The organism is Janthinobacterium sp. NKUCC08_JDC (genome assembly GCF_019345575.1).
In the GTDB taxonomy this organism is placed as follows: domain Bacteria; phylum Pseudomonadota; class Gammaproteobacteria; order Burkholderiales; family Burkholderiaceae_D; genus Janthinobacterium; species Janthinobacterium aestuarii.
Genome location: NZ_JAHKQW010000016.1, coordinates 44,547 through 62,374 on the forward strand (window position 1 = coordinate 44,547; position 17,828 = coordinate 62,374).

Consider the following 17,828-nt stretch of genomic DNA (forward strand, 5'->3'; position numbering starts at 1 on the left):
TCTATCCTTCCACGGGCAGGGTTTGTACGGCATAGCGGTGCTGCAGGCGGCGCTGCAAGGCTGGATCATACAGCTCCAGCGCGAACGCGTCGCCATGGCCCATCTCGCCGATGATCGGTTGCGTGCCGCAAAACATGGCGCTGCCCACGGGCAGAGTCGCCTGCCCCGTGTAGCGCTGAATCAGGTCTTCCGGCGACAGCATGCGTGTCACGGGACCGTCCTGGTACAGGGCCGGTACGCCGGCACGCTCGCGCCAGGAACGCATCTGCAGCTGGTCCCAGTGGCCGGCCACATCGGCATAGCGCCACAAGGTGTCGCTCACGGGCTTGCCGCACATCTGCTTCGACACCGTCACGCCATAGCTTTCCACCTTGCGGTCCGTATGGTCGGAACCGATACCCACCAGCAGGCCGTATTCCGTGGAAAACAGCACGAATTCCGCTTCGCCCGAGGAATCGCCGCCCGGCACTTCGATGGCGGCGTCGCTCGAGAGCAATGCCGCCGAGACGCGGTAAAACGTGGGCACGCTTTTCGGGCGCGCCACGCCGATGGCTTCCAGTTCGGCGATATGGTGTTCCACCATCGCCATGTCGCGGCCCGTCCAGCCGGCAATGATCAGGCGGTCGATATCGAAGGTGACGGGGCCGTGGCCGGCCAGTTGAAAACGCAATGTCGTCATGATGTTATTCCTCAAGAGGGCCGCGGCCCGTTTCGCGCGCCGCAAAGACGGCGGCGCCGGTGATCAGCAAGGCCGCCGCCACGTACAGCGAGACGGCCACGGTGCTGTTGTACGAACGGTACAGACTGGCGATGACGAGCGGGGCGAAACCGCCGCCGATGACACCGGCCAGGGTGTAGGCCAGCGAGGAACCCGCATAGCGCACCTTGGTGGGGAACTGCTCGATGACGAAGGCCGCTTGCGGGCCGTACATGATGGCGTGGATGACCAGGCCCACGACGACGGCCGTGACGATGGCGGCCGGGCTGGCCGTGTCTAACAAGGTGAAGAAGGCAAACGCCCACACGAGGCCCAGGATGGCGCCCAGCGCATACACGGGGCGGCGGCCAATCTTGTCCGACACCGCGCCAAACACGGGCACCGCCAGCGCATTGCAGGCCGTGCCGACCATGATGGCCGTCAGCGCCAGGGTCGACGACAGGTGCAGCACCGTGGTCACATACGTCAGGGTGAACACCACCACCAGCGCATACAGCACGTCCGAGCCGATACGTACGCCGCCGGCGATCAGCAGACGGCGCCAGTACACGCGCAACACGTCGCCGATCGGCGCTTCCGCCTTCGCATCCTGCTGGTCGAGTTCCTTGAACAGCGGGGTTTCCTCGATGCCGCTGCGTATCCACATGCCGAACGCCACCAGCAGGAGACTGGCGATGAACGGCATGCGCCAGCCCCAGTCCATGAATGCTTCATGCGGCAGCAGGTACGTGATCAAGCCGATGCAGCCGGTCGCCAGCAAGGTGCCGAACGATGGCCCCACCTGCGTCCACGAGGCGTTGCGTCCCCGCTTGTCCGGCGCGCCGTGTTCGACGGAGATCAGCACGGCGCCCGCCCATTCGCCACCGAGCGCAATGCCTTGCACGAAACGCAGTGCCACCAGCAGGATGGGGCTCCAGATGCCGGCCGTCGCGTACGTCGGCAAGAGGCCCATCAGGCCCGTCGTCACGCCCATCAGCATCAGGGTCACCACCAGCACCCAGCGGCGCCCCAGCTTGTCGCCCAGATGGCCGAAGATCACGCCCCCGATGGGGCGCGAGATATAGCCGACCGCATACGTGGAAAAGGCCAGGATGGTGCCCGTCAGCGGGTCGAACGAGGGAAAGAACAGGTGATTGAAGATCAGCGCGGCCATGGTGTTGTAGACGGTGAAGTCATACCATTCCAGGGTCGTGCCGACCATGCTGGCCGTGGCCAGGCGGCCCGTCTTGGCCGTCGTGGCCTTCTCGCCCGGTGCCTGGGCTGCCGGATGCGCAGCGTTCGTATATGTGGTCATAGCCTACCTCTCTCGTCAGTTTTATTGCAGGCCCGGCGCAGGATGCTTTGCCCTGCGCCGTGGCCCGTGTCTCGTGTTATCGGTGCCGGCAAGATGCGCGCGGCCGTGTCAGGCAGCGCGCAGGTCCGCCTCGCGCAGTTGCCAGGACAACTGCAGGATGGCCGCCTGTTCCGCATCGAGTCCCAGCGCCGCGCTGGCGGCATTGGCGGCCGCCATGGCGGCGCTTTCGGACGACGCGTCGATCAGGAAAATCGGGTCGAGCACGCGGCCCTCCGTCCGTTCCGCCGGCAGAGGGCCGGACAGATTCGCGTCCGGTGTCAGCAGACGCGTGGCGATGACGCCGTCGATCTGCAGCAGCTTCGTTCCCAGCGCGGCCATGGCGTCCACGGCTTGCGCATCCTGGCCGATGGCGGGCGCGCCCAGGCGCAGCACGGCCAGCCAGGCGCCCGTGCCCATGCCCGTTTCCGCCTCGATGGCGCAAACCCTGCGCATCGGATCGACCATACGCTGCAGATTTGTCAGCGACCATGGCGTCTGCTGGCCGAAAGCCTTGAAGTAGTCGGGCGTCTGGAAGGCGCCCAGCGATACGGTGCGGTACAGGCCCAGGTATTTGCGCGGGCCGCGCACGCTCTGATAGCGCGTGCCGCTGACGAAGCCGGGAATACGCACGCGCTCTTCCACGTGTTCGCGGTCGTACCAGCGGTTGAAATCGCGTTCGTGTTCGGGGTCGGCGCTGGTCCAGACAAACAGCATGCCTGGCAAGGTGGGGGACGTCGTCATGATGGTTCCGTTCTGCGTTATGGGTGGTGTGCCAACCCAGAATAGGTGGCACGCCATCACTTGGCAAACGGGTTATTCTGAACGCGACTGATAAGTTTTTCTTGTGGGTGGGGATAAGGCCAACAATGTTGTCGGATTACGCGCTTGGGCGCTAATCCGACCTACGCCACAGCGTCAAGCACCGTACTCCTCCGCGAGTCCCACGCTAAACCGGGCCGCCTCTTCGCACGCCAGCATGGCCACCAGCTGGATCGCTTCCGTGGTGATGTCTTCGCTGTAACTGATGACGATGCGCTGCGGCGCCAGGCTGCTGGTGCAGGGAATCAGGGCGATGTGGCCCTGTTCGATTTCCTCGCGCAGGGGCGCCAGCGGCAGCACGGCGATACCGAAGCCCGCTTTGACCAGGCGCACGATGGCGGAGATCGAGCTGACGCAATGGACCCGTCCCAGCTGCACGCCCTCGTCCTGGCACAGCGCCTTTAAAGCGGAATGCGGCTGCGAGCCCCGGTTCATGGTGATGATCGGATGCTGCGCCAGTTGCGCCACCGTATATGGCTTGCCCGTGTCGGGCCAGTCGGCGGCCCTGCCGGCCCAGCCCATGGCGATGGCGCCGCTGCCCGTGCTGCGGATATGGTCGCCCGTCAGCATGTCCGTCTGCAGCGCGATATCGAGTTCGCCCTGCTGCAGCTGTTCGTGCAGGCGCCGCGTCGATTCCGACGTCAGCTGAATCTCGATGCCCGGATAGCGCTCCTGCACGCGCTGCAGGAACGGGATCAGCCAAGTATGCACGATGGTTTCGATGACGCCGATGCGCACCTCGCCCGTGATCAGCGCGGGCGAGGAATTGGCCGCATACATGTCGCGGCACAGTTCCAGCATGCGTTCGGCGTACACGAGCAGATTGCGCCCGGCAAAGGTCAGGCGGATTTCACGCGCGTCGCGGTCGAACAAACGCGTGCCGAAATCCTGCTCCAGCGACGCGATGCGGTTCGAGATGGCCGCCTGCGTGATGTGCAGCTTGTCGGCCGCCGTGCGAAAGCTGCCCAGCCGCGCAGCCCAGACAAACGCTTCGAGAAAACGGGTATTCAATGGGGGCTCTTCTTCACAGGTTGAGTGTCCGCCCCATTGTAAGCCAAAGCACCCGCCCTATTTCTCGCCCAGGAAGTCGAGCAGGGTCAGGGCCACGATCTTGCTCGCCTTGCGCAAATCGTCGAGCGCCAGGCGCTCGTCGGCCTTCTTCGCGTTCGACTCTGGCACCGTGCGCGGGCCGGCGCCATACAGCACGGCAGGAATGCCACGCTCGCCATACAGGCGCGCATCCGCATACAGGGGCGTGCCGACGGCGGGAATGGTCTCGCCCAGAATCGCTTGCGCGTTTTTCTGCAGGCTGCCGACCAGCTGTTCGGAACCGGGCAAGGGCCGCAGCGCGTGCGACAGCAGCAGGCGACGGATCTCGAGGCGGATGCCAGGCTCGCCGCGCACGGCGTCCTCGATCAGCGCGCGCACCTGCGCCTCCACCGCCACCGGGTCTTCTTCGGGAATCATGCGGCGGTCCATCTTCATGACGACCTTGCCTGGCACCACATTGGTATTCGTGCCGCCATCGATGCGGCCCACGAGCATGGTGGGCGAGTCGATGCCGGCCACTTTGGACTTGATCTTTTTCAGCTCCGGCAGCTGGCCATAGATGGCATTGAGGATCTTGTTGGCCGCCTGCAGCGCGTCGTGCCCCGTCTCCGGCATCGAGCCGTGGCCCGACTTGCCGTGCACGGTGATTTCCAGCTGCAGGCAGGCGTTGTGCGCCGTGACGATGCCGTAGCTGAAACCGGCGGCGATGACGAAATCGGGCTTCGTCAGCTGCTGTTCCAGCAGCCAGCCCGGCCCCAGCAAGCCACCGAATTCCTCGTCGTACGTAAAATGCAGTTCCAGCTGGCCCTTCAAGGGAATGCCCAGGGCTTCGAGCGCGCGCGCGGCAAACACATAGGTGGCGAAATCGCCTTTCGACACGGCCGTCGCGCGGCCATACATATAGCCGCCGTCGATCTGCCCGCCGTACGGCGGATACGTCCAGTTGTCGCCGGGCGGCACCACGTCGCCATGCGCATTCAGGGCCACGGTCGGACCGCCCGCCGCATAGGGGCGGCGCACGATCAGGTTGGTGATGCTCTGCATGCCATACGCCTCGACCTGGTCCGCCGGCACGGCGTGCTTTTCCGCGTTCCAGCCATACGCCTGCAGCAGCTGCGCCACCAGGTCCGCATGGGGCGCGTTATTGCCGGGCGGCGTATCCGTCGGCTGCTGCACCACCTTCTGTAAAAATGCGACTTCCTCGTCGAAGTGGTCGTCGATCCAGGCCGTGATTTTTTCTGCGTGCGTAGTCATTTTGCTCCTTGCATGGTCTGTTGCAGCCAGGCGCCAAGCTCGCTGCGCTCGGCCTCCGTCATATTGGTCAGGTTCCCGATCGGCATGGCTTTCAGCTCGATGGCCTGCTTGTAGATTTGCGCCGCGTGCTGGCGTATTTCCGTTTCATTATCGAGCATCATGCCGGCCGGCGCCGTGGCGAAGCCGGGCTGCGTGGGCTGGGCCGAATGGCAGGTGGCGCAGCGCTGGGCGATGATGGCATGCACGGCCTTGAACTGCGCGGCCGGGTCCACCGCGGCCACGGCAGCTACCGGTGCTGGCGCCTTCGGTGCGATGGCGACGGCAACAGCCAGCAGCAACGCCACGCCGAGAGCCGGATAACGCCACTCGACACGCCCCTTGTGGCGCAGATTGAAGAAGTGGCGGATGAAGACGCCGGCCGCCATGATCAGCGCCAGCACCAGCCACGCGTGGTCGTTCCGGTAGGTCATCGCGTAATGGTTGCTGATCATGATGAACAGCACGGGCAACGTAAAATAATTGTTATGCACGCTGCGCTGCTTGGCCTTCAAGCCGTGCTTCGGGTCGGGCAGCTTGCCGGCCGCCATGGCCTCGACCATCTTGCGCTGGCCGGGAATGATCAGCATCAGCACATTGGCCACCATGGTGGTGCCGATCATGGCGCCCACGTGAATGTAGGCGGCGCGCCCGCTGAGCAAATGCGTGAGCACATAGGCGGCGCCGACGATCAGCGCGAACACCGTCACGCCGAACCACAGTTCATATTGCGCCAGCTTCGAGCGGCACAGCAAGTCATAGACGGTCCAGCCGATGACGAGGGTGGCGATGCCGATGCCGACGGCCTGGCCGCTGGAGATGTCCGCCACGGCCTTGTCGATCATCATGGCCTGGGCATTGAAATAATAGGCAATCGTCAGCAGCGCAAAGCCGGACAGCCACGTGGAATACGCTTCCCACTTGAACCAGTGCAGCTCCTTCGGCAGTTCGGCGGGCGCCACCAGATATTTTTGCGGGTTGTAGAAGCCGCCGCCATGCACGGCCCACAATTCTCCCGACACGCCCTTCTTCGCCAGCTCGGAGCCGGGCGCGGGTGGGCGGATCGAGTTATCGAGCCAGACGAAATAAAAGGAAGCACCGATCCAGGCGATGCCCGTGATGACGTGCAGCCAGCGGACGATCAGGTTCAGCCACTCAAGGCCGTACGGGATCAGGTAGGCAAATACTTCCATAAATTTCCTCTAGTCAGACCGAACCAATATTCGTGCCAATCTACACAAGATAAACGGATTTACCGCCCATCACATGAAAAATATCGTATATTTGACATATTCAAATCGATATACAACAGAGCCGCCGCCACATGTCCAGCCTGCCGCAACACCTCGACCTGCACCTGATCCGCATCCTTTACCTGCTGCTGGTGGAAAAGAATGTCTCGCGCGTGGCATTGAAGCTCAACCAGCCGCAGCCTTCGATTTCCGCCTCCCTGCGCAAGCTTAGAGAATTGACGGGCGACCCGCTGCTGGTGCGCGGCGCGCGCGGCATGGTGCCGACCCAGCATGGCGAAAGCCTGCTCAATCCGGCCAAGCGCATCCTCGACCAGACGGAGAGCCTGTTCGTCAAGAAGACGCCGTTCGTGGCGCAGGAAGAGGCGCGCACCTTCCATATCGCCGCACCCGACTACCTGGACAGCCAGTTCCTGCCCAACGTCGTGGCCCTGCTGCGCCGCGGCTCGCCGAAAAGCCGCGTTGTGCTGCACAGCCTGGGGCCGGGCATCGACCATATCCGCCAGCTATCCGACGGGGGCCTGGACCTGGTCATCGCCAACTGGGACGAGCCGCCCGCGCACCTGCACATCTCGAAGCTGTTCGAAGACCCCATCATCTGCGCCATGCATGCGGAAAACGCCTATGCGCGGCGCACGGCCAGCGACGCGATGACCCTCGACGACTATCTGAGCCTGCCCCACGTGGCGCCGTCGCAGATGATGCCCGGCTACCACGGCGTGATCGATTCCTTCCTCGAACGGCAAAACCTGCAGCGCAACGTGGTGGTGGAATCGGCGTATTTCGGCCTGATCCCTTACATGCTGACGCAGACGGACCTGGTACTGACCACGGGCCGGCAATTCATGCGTTTCTACGAAAAGACCCTGCCGCTGAAAACGTACACTGTGCCCCTGAAATTTCCGCCGATGCGCTTTTACCAGCTGTGGCACCAGCGCGTGCACCAGGCGCCCGAGCACAAATGGCTGCGCGACCAGGTCAGCGCGGCCGCCAAGGCGCTGGTGCAGCGATAGCCGCTATCAGCGCGCGCATATAATGGACGCAGAACGGGGCGCTATCATCACCGCTTGCATGATCGGAAAACCATGACCACCCTTTCAGACCTGAACGCCGGCAGCCCGGCAGACTTTATCGTACGGCTGCACGGCATCTACGAACATTCGCCCTGGATCGCCCAGCGCGCGGCCGCCGCCCGGCCGTTTGCCAGCCTGACGGCACTCAAGACGGAACTGCAGCGCGTGCTGGCGCAAGCCTCGCCTGAAGAGCAGCTGGGGCTGATCCGCGCCCACCCGGAGCTGGCCGGCAAGGCCGCCATTGCCGGGCAACTGACGGCGGAATCGACGCGCGAACAGGCCAAGTCCGGCCTGAACCTGTGCAGCGCCGACGAATTTTCCACCCTGCAGCGCCTGAACAGCGACTACAACGCCAAGTTCGGCTTTCCCTTCATCCTGGCCGTCAAGGGCCCGACGGGCGAAGGCTTGACGCGCCAGGACATCATCGCCACGTTTGCGCGCCGCCTGAAGAACCGCCACGCCGATGAACTGGCCGAGTCGCTGCGGCAGATCAAGCGCATCGCCGAGCTGCGCCTGAACGAGCTGTTCGACGTGCGCCTGGACTTCGGCCCGGCCATCATGCAGCAGGCCGAAACCCTGGCCGGCTGGAGCGACAGCGATTACAACCTGACCTGCGCCTACCTGACACCGGCGCACCAGAAAACGGCCGCGCAGCTGGCCGACTGGATGCGGGAGGCTGGCATGCAGGTACACATCGACGCCGTCGGCAATGTCGTCGGCCGCTATCTGTCCGACACGCCCGATGCAAAAACCCTGATGACAGGATCGCACTACGACACGGTGCGCAATGGCGGCAAGTACGACGGCCGGCTGGGCATCGTGCTGCCGATTGCCGTCGTGCGCCACCTGCACGAACGGGGCGAAAAGCTGCCGTTTCACTTCGAGGTCGTCGGCTTCGCCGAAGAAGAAGGCGTACGCTTCAAGAGCACGTTCTTGGGCAGCACGGCCATCACTGGCAAGTTCGACGTGTCGCTGCTGGAGCAGTTAGACGCGGACGGCGTGAGCATGCGCGACGCACTGGCCGCCGCCGGCCACGAAGCGGGCGCCATCGGCGCCATCGCGCGCGATCCCGCCAGCTTGCTCGGCTATGTGGAAGTGCATATCGAACAGGGTCCCGTGCTGCTCGAGCGCGACCTGCCGCTGGGGATCGTCACGGCGATTGCCGGCAGCTCGCGCTACCTGGTCAATCTTGGCGGCGTGGCCAGCCACGCGGGCACCACGCCCATGACCATGCGCAAGGACGCGGCCAGTGCTGCCGCCGAAATCATCCTGCTGGTGGAACAGCGCTGCAGCCAGGGGGAAGCGCTGGTGGGCACCGTGGGCCAGCTGCACGTGCCCAACGGCTCCGTCAACGTGATCGCCGGCGCCTGCACCCTGTCGCTCGATATCCGCGCAGCCGTTGATGCCGTGCGCCAGAGCGCCGTCGACGATATTCTCGATGGCATCGCCGCCATCTGCGCGCGGCGCCAGATCGACTACCAGCTGGAACTGCTGCTGTCGGCGCGTGCGGCGCCGTGCGCACCGTGGCTGATGGCGCAGCTGGCGCAAGCCGTGGAATCGGTGGGCATCGAACCATACGCATTGCTGTCGGGCGCCGGCCACGACGCCATGGCCATGGCCGCCATCACCGACGTGGCCATGCTGTTTACCCGCTGCGGCAATGGCGGCATCAGCCACAACCCGCTGGAAACCATGACGGCCGACGATGCCGACATTGCGGCGGGCGCGCTGCTGGCGTTTTTGCGCGGCTTCCAGCCGAAGCCCTAAGCTTATACCGCCACGGCCCGCTCCAGCATCGCGTGCAGCAGCACGTTGCAGCCCGCTTCCAGGTGCTCGGGCTTGGCGTCTTCGATTTCATTGTGGCTGATGCCGTCCTTGCATGGCACGAAGATCATGCCTGCCGGCGCCAGCCGGGCCGCGTAGATGGCGTCGTGGCCGGCGCCGGAGACCACGTCCATCACGGAGTAGCCGAGTTTTTCCGTGGCGTTGCGCACGGCGCCCACGCAGTCGGGGTGAAATGGGCATGGCGGGTAGTAGGACACCCTTTCCAGTGAAATGCCCAGGCCCGTCCTGTCGCGCGTGGCATCGATGAAGGCCGTGATTTCGCCATGCATGGTGTTGAGCAGTTCGTCGTTCACATTGCGCAGGTCGATGCTGAATTTGACTTCGCCGGGAATCACGTTGCGGCTGTTCGGGAACACCTGCACCATGCCCACCGTGCCGCGCCCGTACGGCGGGTAGCGGTTGGCAATCGCCACCACTTCCTGCATGATGGTGGTGGCCACCTGCAGCGCATCCTTGCGCAAGCCCATGGGGGTGGGACCCGCATGCGCTTCCATGCCCGTCACCACACAGTCGTACCACGACAAGCCCATCACGGCAGGCACGACGCCGATGACTTTATCGGCATCTTCCAGCACGGGGCCCTGTTCGATATGCGTTTCAAAGTAGGCGCCGATCGGATGGTCGCCCGGCACCTGCTCGCCCTTGTATCCGATGCGCGCCAGTTCCTCGCCCACGGTTTTGCCTTCCGTGTCTTTCGCTGCATACGCCGTTTCGAGCGAAAAGGCGCCGCAAAATACGCCGGAACCCATCATCACGGGCACGAAACGCGAGCCTTCCTCGTTGGTCCAGAAGGCCACTTCGATGGGCGCCTGCGTCTTGATCTTCAGATCGTTCAGTGTGCGCACCACTTCCAGTCCGGCCAGCACGCCGTAGTTGCCATCGAACTTGCCGCCAGTCGGTTGCGTGTCGATATGGCTGCCCGTCATCACGGGCGGCAAGGTGTTATCTACGCCGTCACGGCGCATGAAGACATTACCGATCTGGTCAATCGTGATGCTCATGCCCGCTTCGCGCCCCCAGCCCACCACGAGGTCGCGTCCCTGCTTGTCCAGGTCCGTCAGGGCCAGGCGCTTGACGCCGCCCTTCGCTGTCGCGCCAATCTGCGCCAGCTCCATCAGGGCCGCCCACAATCGTTCGCCATTGATACGCAATGCATCCATCGTCAACTCCTTATGCTGTCGTGGCGGAAAAGGCGGGACGCTCGATATAGCGCCCGGCCCCTTCGACGGCCATCAGTTCGCCCTGGTGAAACACCACCTTGCCGGCGGCAATCGTGGTGCTGGGGATGCCGCGCACGGTGCGCCCTTCGAAGACATTGAAGCCTCCCTTGGCGAACTGCGTGGCGGCGGAAATGGTGCGCGTGCCCTGCGGGTCCCACAGCACGATGTCGGCATCGCTGCCTGCGGCGATGACACCCTTGCGCGGATACATATTGAAGATCTGCGCCGCATTGGTGGAACTGACCTTGACGAATTCGGAAGGCGTGAGCATGCCGGAATTGACGCCAGCGTCCCACACGACGGCCATGCGTTCCTCGACGCCGCCGCAGCCGTTCGGGATGCGCGTGAAGTCGTCCTTGCCGGCCGCCTTCTGCTCGGCGCAGAAGGTACAGTGGTCGGTGGCCGTCGTGTGCAGGTTGCCGCTTTGCAGACCATGCCACAGGGCCGATTGATGGTGCTTGCCGCGGAATGGCGGGCTCATGACGTGGCCGGCCACGTAATCGAAATCATCGCTCTGGTAGACGCTGTCGTCGATCACCAAGTGGCCCGCCAGCGCCTCGCCATACACGCGCTGGCCGTTGGCACGCGCCCGTGTGATGGCGTCGAGCGACTCGGCGCACGAGACATGCACGATGTACACGGGGGTATTGAGGACGTTGGCAATGGCGATGGCGCGGTTGGCCGCCTCCGCTTCCACGGCCGGTGGGCGCGACAGCGGATGCGCCTGCGGTCCGGTGATCCCCTTTTTCAGCAACGCTTGCTGCAACTGAAAAACCAACTCGCCGTTTTCCGCATGCACGGTGGGCAGCGCCCCCAGTTCCAGCGAACGGGTAAAGCTTTTCACCAGGGTTTCATCGTCGGCCATGATGGCGTTTTTATAGGCCATGAAATGCTTGAAGCTGTTCACGCCATGCTCGCGCACGAGGGTGCCCATCTCCGCATGTACCTGCTCGCTCCACCATGTGATCGCCACGTGGAAGGTGTAGTCGCCGGCCGCCTTGGCCGACCACTCGCGCCACTGGTGATAGGCCTCGATCAAGGATTGCTTCGGCGCGGGAATGACGAAATCCATGATGGTCGTGGTGCCGCCTGCCAGCCCCGCCGCCGTGCCCGTGAAAAAATCGTCGGACGTCACCGTGCCCATGAAGGGCAAGTTCATGTGCGTGTGCGTATCGATCCCGCCCGGCATCACGTACAGGCCGCCCGCGTCGATCAAGGTAGCACCTGCCGGCACCGGCAGGTTCTCGCCGACGGCGGCGATGATGTCGCCCTCGATCAGCACATCGGCGCGAAACGCGCGGTCGGCGTTGACGACGGTACCGCCACGTATCAGTGTAGTCATCTTGTCTCCTTCAGTGATTACGACTGCGGCGCCTGCTGCACGTGCGCCACGGCCTTGCCCTTCATCATGGCGCCGTACACGACGGCGGCGATGGCCACGCCCACGAACCAGGCGTAGGTGTAGATGGTTTTGAAGCCTTCGGCCACGCCGGGAAACGCCGCGGGAAAGGCCGCATTCAAAAAGCCGGGGATGTTCGGCAGCACGGCGATGACAAAGGCAATCAGCGCCGCCATGTTCCAGCCATTGCCGTACGAGTAGACGCCGTCGTCGCGGTACAGCTGCTTCACATCAAGCTGCGTCTTGCGCACAAAATAATAGTCGACGATGAGGATGCCGGCGATGGGTCCCAGCAGAGCCGAGTAGCCGATCAGCCACGTGAAGATATAGCCCTGCGTCGACTCGAGCACCTTCCACGGCATCATGACGATGGCGATGAAGGCCGTGATGTAGCCACCCATCTTGTACGAAATCTGCTTCGGCGCCAGCGAGGAAAAGTCGTACGCCGGGCCCACCAGATTGGCCGCCAGGTTGACGCTGACCGTATCGATCAAAAGGATGATCAGGGCGATCAGCACGGCGGCGCCCGTCATGCGGCTGGCCAGGTCGACTGGATCCCAGATGGCCTTGCCGTACATGACGACGGAACCTGCCGTGACGATCACGGCCAGCATGGCCAGGAGACCCATGGGCACGGGCAAGCCGATCGACTGGCCGATCACCTGGTCGCGCTGCGTCTTGGCGAAGCGCGTGAAATCGGGGATGTTCAATGCCAGGGTGGCCCAGAAACCCACCATGGCCGTCAAGGATGGCCAGAAGACGCTCCAGAACTGGCCCGCCTTTTTGCCGCCGGGGATGAACTGCGATGGCTGGTCCAGCAGGCTGGCCACGCCGCCGGCCTTGCTGTGCACCCAGTACAGCAGCACGAAGCAGATGAGGATTTTCAGCGGCGCCGTATAGGTTTCGAGCTTGCGGATCGATTCCATGCCATGCAGGATGTAATAGAACTGGATGGCCCAGAAAGCCAAAAAGCACAGCAGCTGGCTGCCATTGATGCCCAGGCCCGCGATCTTTTCGCCGCCCAGTTCATGGCCCACCAGTACGCCCATCAGGGTGTAGATCATCTGCCCGCCGAACCAGGTCTGGATGCCGTACCAGCCGCAGGCGACGATGGCGCGCATCAGGGCCGGCAAGCGCGCGCCCATGGTGCCGAACGAGGCGCGCGCCAGCACGGCATACGGGATGCCGTACTTGGTGCCGGCATGGCCGATCAGCAGCATGGGCAGGAGCACGATGGCGTTGGCGAGAAATACCGTGAGCACGGCCTGGTAACCGGACATGCCGCTGTCGATCAAACTGGCCGACAGGGTGTAGGCGGGAATGCACATCACCATGCCCACCCACAGCGCGGCAAAGTGATACCAGCGCCAGGTGCGCTGCGCCGCCGTGGTGGGCGCCAGGTCTTCATTCCAGAGTTGCGTGTTGCCTGAATAGTCGTGGTTCACAGGTATGCTCCATCGGTTGGGAGGGGATCGGTTTTATAGAAACGGCGCGACCTTTAAGTCAATCTAGCTTACCGCAAAGGCCGGCCGCTGTTTACAAATAAAACGCACGCAATAAGCGTGCCCTATGCCGACTCCGCCAATGCCCGAGGGTTGCGCGGATCCTGCGTCCAGTTCATGTATGGCTTGCCCGTGATCTGCGGCACCATCGTGATGCAGCCCTGCACCGGACAGGTGATTTCGCACAGGTTGCAGCCCACGCATTCATCCTTGATCACCTCATAGGTGCGCGTGCCGGCGGCGTCGATCAGCTGCGCAATCGACTGGTGCGACGTGTCTTCGCAAGCCACGTAGCACTTGCCGCATTTGATGCAGTCGTCCTGGTTGATCTGCGCGATGACCTGGTAATTCATGTCCAGGTATTTCCAGTCCGTCGTGTTGGCCACGGCCTTGCCGGAAAAGTCGCTGATGCGTTCATAACCCTTTTCATCCATCCAGCGCGACAGGCCATCCTTCATCTCTTCGACGATGCGGAAACCATGCAGCATGGCGGCCGTGCACACCTGCACGCAGCCGGCGCCCAGGGCGATGAATTCGGCCGCGTCGCGCCAGTTGCCGATGCCGCCCATACCGGATATGGGCAAGCCGCGCGTCTGCGGATCGCGGGCGATTTCCGCCACCATGTTCAGTGCGATCGGTTTGACGGCAGAGCCGCAATAACCGCCGTGCGTGCTGGCGCCACCCACGATGGGCAGGGCCACCATGCGGTCCAGGTCCAGCGAGGTAATCGAGTTGATGGTGTTGATCAGCGAGACGGCATCCGCGCCGCCCGCCTTGGCCGCGCGCGCCGGCATGCGCACGTCCGTGATGTTGGGCGTGAGCTTGACGATGACGGGCAAGCGGCTGTGCTTTTTGCACCAGGCGGTGACCATCTGCACGTACTCGGGCACCTGGCCCACGGCCGCGCCCATGCCCCGCTCCGGCATGCCGTGTGGGCAGCCGAAATTGAGTTCGATGCCGTCCGCCCCCGTCGCCTCGACCTTGGGCAGGATGTCGGCCCAGTAGTGTTCTTCGCAAGGCAGCATCAGCGAGACGATCATGGCACGGTCGGGCCAGTCCTTTTTCACCTGCGTGATTTCGCGCAGGTTGATCTCCAGCGAGCGGTCGGTGATCAGCTCGATATTGTTGAAGCCGACCACTTCGCGGTTCTTGCCGTACAGGGCGGAATAACGCGACGAGACGTTGACGGCGGCCGGGTCTTCGCCCAGGGTTTTCCACACGACGCCGCCCCACCCTGCTTCGAACGCGCGCACCACGTTGTAGGCCTTGTCGGTCGGCGGTGCGGACGCCAGCCAGAAGGGATTCGGCGCCTTGATGCCGCAAAATTCGATGCTGAGATCAGCCATTATGCAGCCTCCACTTTATTGAACAAATCGGAATGGATGGCCAGTGCGGCCAGCTTGCCATGCTGGACGGCTTGCACCGTCAAGTCCTGCCCCGGCGCCACGCAATCGCCGCCCGCGTAAATCCCCGGCAGCACCGTGCGACAACCCGCATCAACGGCGATCTTGTCGCCTTCGCGTTTCAGCAGCGACGCCATCGGGTCATGCAGTACTTCCGTGTCGAGGCTCTGGCCGATGGCCTTGAAGATGGCGCCGGCCGCCACGTCGAACGTTTCCCCCGTTCCCGCCAGACGCGTGCCCTGCATGACCGTTTTTTCGAAACGCATGCCGGCCACCTTGCCGCCAGCGTCGAGCAGCACTTGCTGCGGCTGGGCCCACGTCAGCATGCGCACCTGGTTCGCCTTGGCGATTTCCTGTTCATGGTGGGTGGCCGTCATGGCGTCGAAACCGCGCCGGTAGACGAGCGTGACTTCCTCGGCGCCCAAGCGCTGGATCTGCACGGCCATGTCGATGGCCGTATTGCCGGCGCCGATCACAATCGCCCGTTTCGGCACGGGCAGCGCGGCCAGGTCGTCCGCCTGGCGCAGCGCGGCGATGTAATCGACGGCGGCCAGCAAGCCCGGCGCATCCTCGCCCGTCAGCCCCAGCTTGCGGCTGGCGCCCAGGCCCAGGCCCAGGAAGACGGCGTCGTACTGCGCGTGCAAATCGCGCAGCTGCACGTTCTCGCCCAGCGCCTGGCGACATCGGATCTCGATGCCCCCGATGTCGAGCAGGAAGTCGATTTCCTTTTGCGCAAAGTCGTCCGTCAGCTTGTACTTGGCGATGCCGTATTCATTGAGGCCACCTGCCTTGCCTTCCTTTTCAAAGATCACCACGTCGTGGCCCAGCATGGCCAGGCGGTGCGCACACGACAGGCCGGCAGGGCCCGCGCCGACAATGGCAACGGTCTTGCCCGTGGCGGCCGCCCGCTTGAAAGGGTGCTGTGCAAAATGCATGTGGTCGACGGCGTAGCGCTGCAAGAGGCCGATCTTGACGGGCTGGCCTTCCGCGTCGTGGTTGCGCACGCAGACGTCTTCGCAGAGGATTTCCGTCGGGCAGACCCTGGCGCAGCTGCCACCCAGGATGTTCTGTTTCAGGATGCCGGCGGCGGCGCCGTTGATGTTCTTGTCGTGGATATTGCGGATGAAGCTGGCCACGTCGATTTCCGACGGACAGATGCGGCTGCACGGCGCATCGTAGCAATACAGGCAGCGGGCGCTTTCGATGGCGGCCTGGCGTGCCGTGAGCGGCGGCGTCAGGTCCGTGAAATGGCCCGCCAGTTCCTCGTTGGACAGGGCGGGATGCGGCAAATAGTTCAAAGACTCGATCATCGCGTATTCCTCTTGTTATGTGCGGCCGGCTTGTGATTTGAAACCCTTACTTCATCTGGGGAAAAGCAAATTCCACACCAGCGCTTGCCGTGTTCGGCCAGCGCTGCATCACGGCCTTGTGGCGCGTGTAGAAACGCACGCCTTCGGGGCCATACGCGTGGTGGTCGCCGAACATGCTGCGCTTCCAGCCGCCGAAACTGTTGAAGGCCATCGGCACGGGCAAGGGAATGTTGACGCCCACCATGCCGACCTGGATCTGGCGCACGAATTCGCGCGCCACGCCGCCATCGCGCGTATAGATGGCCACGCCGTTGCCATACTCGTTGGCGTTGATCAGTTCCACCGCGTGCACCACGTCAGGACAGCGCAGCACGCACAGCACGGGGCCGAAAATTTCTTCCTTGTAGATGCTCATGTCGCGCGTGACGTGGTCGAACAAAGTACCGCCGACAAAGAAGCCGTTCTCGCGGCCCGGCACCACATGGTTGCGGCCATCGACGACCAGAGTCGCACCCTGCTCCACACCCGAGGCGATGAGTTTTTCGATGCGCTGCTTGGCGACCAGGGACACGACCGGTCCCATTTCCGCACCATCCTCCATGCCGTCGCGCACTTTCAGTGCGGCCGTGCGCGTTGCCAGTGCATCGATCAATTTGTCGCCCGCGTCGCCCACGGCCACCACCACGGAGATGGCCATGCAGCGCTCGCCCGCCGAACCGTAGGCCGCACCGATCAGCGCATCGACCGTCATGTCCATGTCCGCGTCGGGCATCACCACCATGTGATTCTTCGCGCCGCCCAACGCTTGTACGCGCTTGCCGCTGGCGCTGCCGCGCGCATAGATGTATTCGGCGATTGGCGTGGAGCCGACAAAGCTGATCGCCTGCACGACAGGGTGATCAAGCAGGGCGTCGACCGTCACTTTATCTCCCTGTACCACGTTGAAGACACCATCGGGCAAGCCCGCCTCTTTCAGCAGTTTCGCGTGCAGCAGGGACGCCGACGGATCGCGCTCCGACGGTTTCAAGACGAAGGTATTGCCGCAGGCGATAGCGACGGGGAACATCCACATCGGCACCATCACGGGGAAATTGAATGGCGTGATGCCGGCCACCACGCCGAGCGCCTGGCGCATGGACCAGGCGTCGATGCCGCGCGAAATCTGGTCCGTGAATTCGCCTTTCAGCAGCTGCGGAATACCGACGGCAAATTCCACCATCTCGATGCCGCGCGCCACTTCGCCCTGCGCATCGGCAAAGGTCTTGCCATGCTCGCGCGTGAGCATGGCGGCAAAGTCGTCCGTGTGCTGCTGGCACAGCTGCAGATAGCGGAACAGGACACGCGCACGCGTCAATGGCGGCGTGGCCGACCACGAGGGAAAGGCGGCGGCGGCCGCCTGCACTGCCGCGTCCACGTCTTCCACGGTGCCCAGCGCTACCCTGGCCACGGGTTCGCCGAGGGCGGGGTTGTAGACGTCGCCATAGCGGCCACTTTGGGTGTCGACTTTGGCGCCGTTGATGTAGTGGGTAATCGTGTCGAGATCGTTCATGGTGTTCCTTTTTAACCCCAAGGGCAGAGGCTGGGGTCAGACCCGGCGGGTCTGACCCCGGATGTTG

At 63.7% G+C, this 17,828-nt stretch carries 14 protein-coding genes; 2 read left to right on the forward strand and 12 right to left on the reverse strand.

Annotated features, from left to right (window positions below; translation table 11 throughout):
* Position 1 precedes the first annotated feature (1 nt).
* The 6 genes from KO538_RS25640 to KO538_RS25665 form a co-directional block, all read right to left on the reverse strand.
* Complete coding sequence (locus tag KO538_RS25640; protein WP_219330063.1) at positions 2 to 679, reverse strand: DUF2848 domain-containing protein; 678 nt, start codon at positions 677 to 679, stop codon at positions 2 to 4.
* A gap of 4 nt (positions 680 to 683) precedes the next feature.
* Positions 684 to 2,012, reverse strand: coding sequence for an MFS transporter (locus KO538_RS25645; RefSeq protein ID WP_219330064.1), 1,329 nt, complete (start codon positions 2,010 to 2,012; stop codon positions 684 to 686).
* Between the two features lie 108 nt (positions 2,013 to 2,120).
* On the reverse strand, positions 2,121 to 2,792 hold the full coding sequence (locus KO538_RS25650; protein WP_219330065.1) for a DUF4286 family protein: 672 nt from the start codon (positions 2,790 to 2,792) through the stop codon (positions 2,121 to 2,123).
* Positions 2,793 to 2,966: 174 nt separating this feature from the next.
* Positions 2,967 to 3,881 carry a LysR family transcriptional regulator gene (locus KO538_RS25655; protein WP_219330066.1) on the reverse strand — a complete coding sequence of 305 codons (915 nt, stop codon included), beginning with the start codon at positions 3,879 to 3,881 and terminating at the stop codon, positions 2,967 to 2,969.
* Positions 3,882 to 3,938: 57 nt separating this feature from the next.
* On the reverse strand, positions 3,939 to 5,174 hold the full coding sequence (locus KO538_RS25660; RefSeq protein ID WP_219330067.1) for a M20/M25/M40 family metallo-hydrolase: 1,236 nt from the start codon (positions 5,172 to 5,174) through the stop codon (positions 3,939 to 3,941).
* A complete protein-coding gene (locus KO538_RS25665; RefSeq protein WP_219330068.1) occupies positions 5,171 to 6,403 on the reverse strand; it encodes a urate hydroxylase PuuD in 1,233 nt (410 codons plus the stop codon). Before KO538_RS25665 ends, KO538_RS25660 begins: the two co-directional genes overlap by 4 nt.
* 131 nt (positions 6,404 to 6,534) lie before the next feature.
* Between KO538_RS25665 and KO538_RS25670 the strand changes: the two genes are divergently transcribed.
* The gene (locus tag KO538_RS25670; RefSeq protein ID WP_034754583.1) at positions 6,535 to 7,473 is read left to right on the forward strand and encodes a LysR family transcriptional regulator; all 939 of its coding nucleotides are present in this window, start codon (positions 6,535 to 6,537) and stop codon (positions 7,471 to 7,473) included.
* A 72-nt stretch (positions 7,474 to 7,545) separates the two neighbouring features.
* A complete protein-coding gene (locus KO538_RS25675) occupies positions 7,546 to 9,300 on the forward strand; it encodes an allantoate amidohydrolase (RefSeq protein ID WP_219330069.1) in 1,755 nt (584 codons plus the stop codon).
* Between the two features lie 2 nt (positions 9,301 to 9,302).
* Here the strand turns inward: KO538_RS25675 and KO538_RS25680 are convergent, their stop codons facing one another.
* The 6 genes from KO538_RS25680 to KO538_RS25705 form a co-directional block, all read right to left on the reverse strand.
* Positions 9,303 to 10,538, reverse strand: a complete 1,236-nt coding sequence (locus KO538_RS25680; protein WP_219330070.1) for a Zn-dependent hydrolase — start codon at positions 10,536 to 10,538, stop codon at positions 9,303 to 9,305.
* Positions 10,539 to 10,548: 10 nt separating this feature from the next.
* On the reverse strand, positions 10,549 to 11,940 hold the full coding sequence (hydA, locus tag KO538_RS25685) for a dihydropyrimidinase (protein WP_219330071.1): 1,392 nt from the start codon (positions 11,938 to 11,940) through the stop codon (positions 10,549 to 10,551).
* 17 nt (positions 11,941 to 11,957) lie between these two features.
* Entirely contained in the window at positions 11,958 to 13,442 is a 1,485-nt protein-coding gene (locus tag KO538_RS25690; protein WP_034754573.1) for an NCS1 family nucleobase:cation symporter-1, read from the reverse strand.
* A 122-nt stretch (positions 13,443 to 13,564) separates the two neighbouring features.
* Positions 13,565 to 14,845, reverse strand: coding sequence for an NAD-dependent dihydropyrimidine dehydrogenase subunit PreA (gene preA, locus KO538_RS25695; RefSeq protein ID WP_219330072.1), 1,281 nt, complete (start codon positions 14,843 to 14,845; stop codon positions 13,565 to 13,567).
* Positions 14,845 to 16,212 carry an NAD(P)-dependent oxidoreductase gene (locus KO538_RS25700; protein WP_219330073.1) on the reverse strand — a complete coding sequence of 456 codons (1,368 nt, stop codon included), beginning with the start codon at positions 16,210 to 16,212 and terminating at the stop codon, positions 14,845 to 14,847. The genes preA and KO538_RS25700 overlap by 1 nt, the downstream gene beginning before the upstream one ends.
* Before the next feature lie 46 nt (positions 16,213 to 16,258).
* Positions 16,259 to 17,761, reverse strand: coding sequence for a CoA-acylating methylmalonate-semialdehyde dehydrogenase (locus KO538_RS25705; RefSeq protein WP_219330074.1), 1,503 nt, complete (start codon positions 17,759 to 17,761; stop codon positions 16,259 to 16,261).
* Positions 17,762 to 17,828 lie beyond the last annotated feature (67 nt).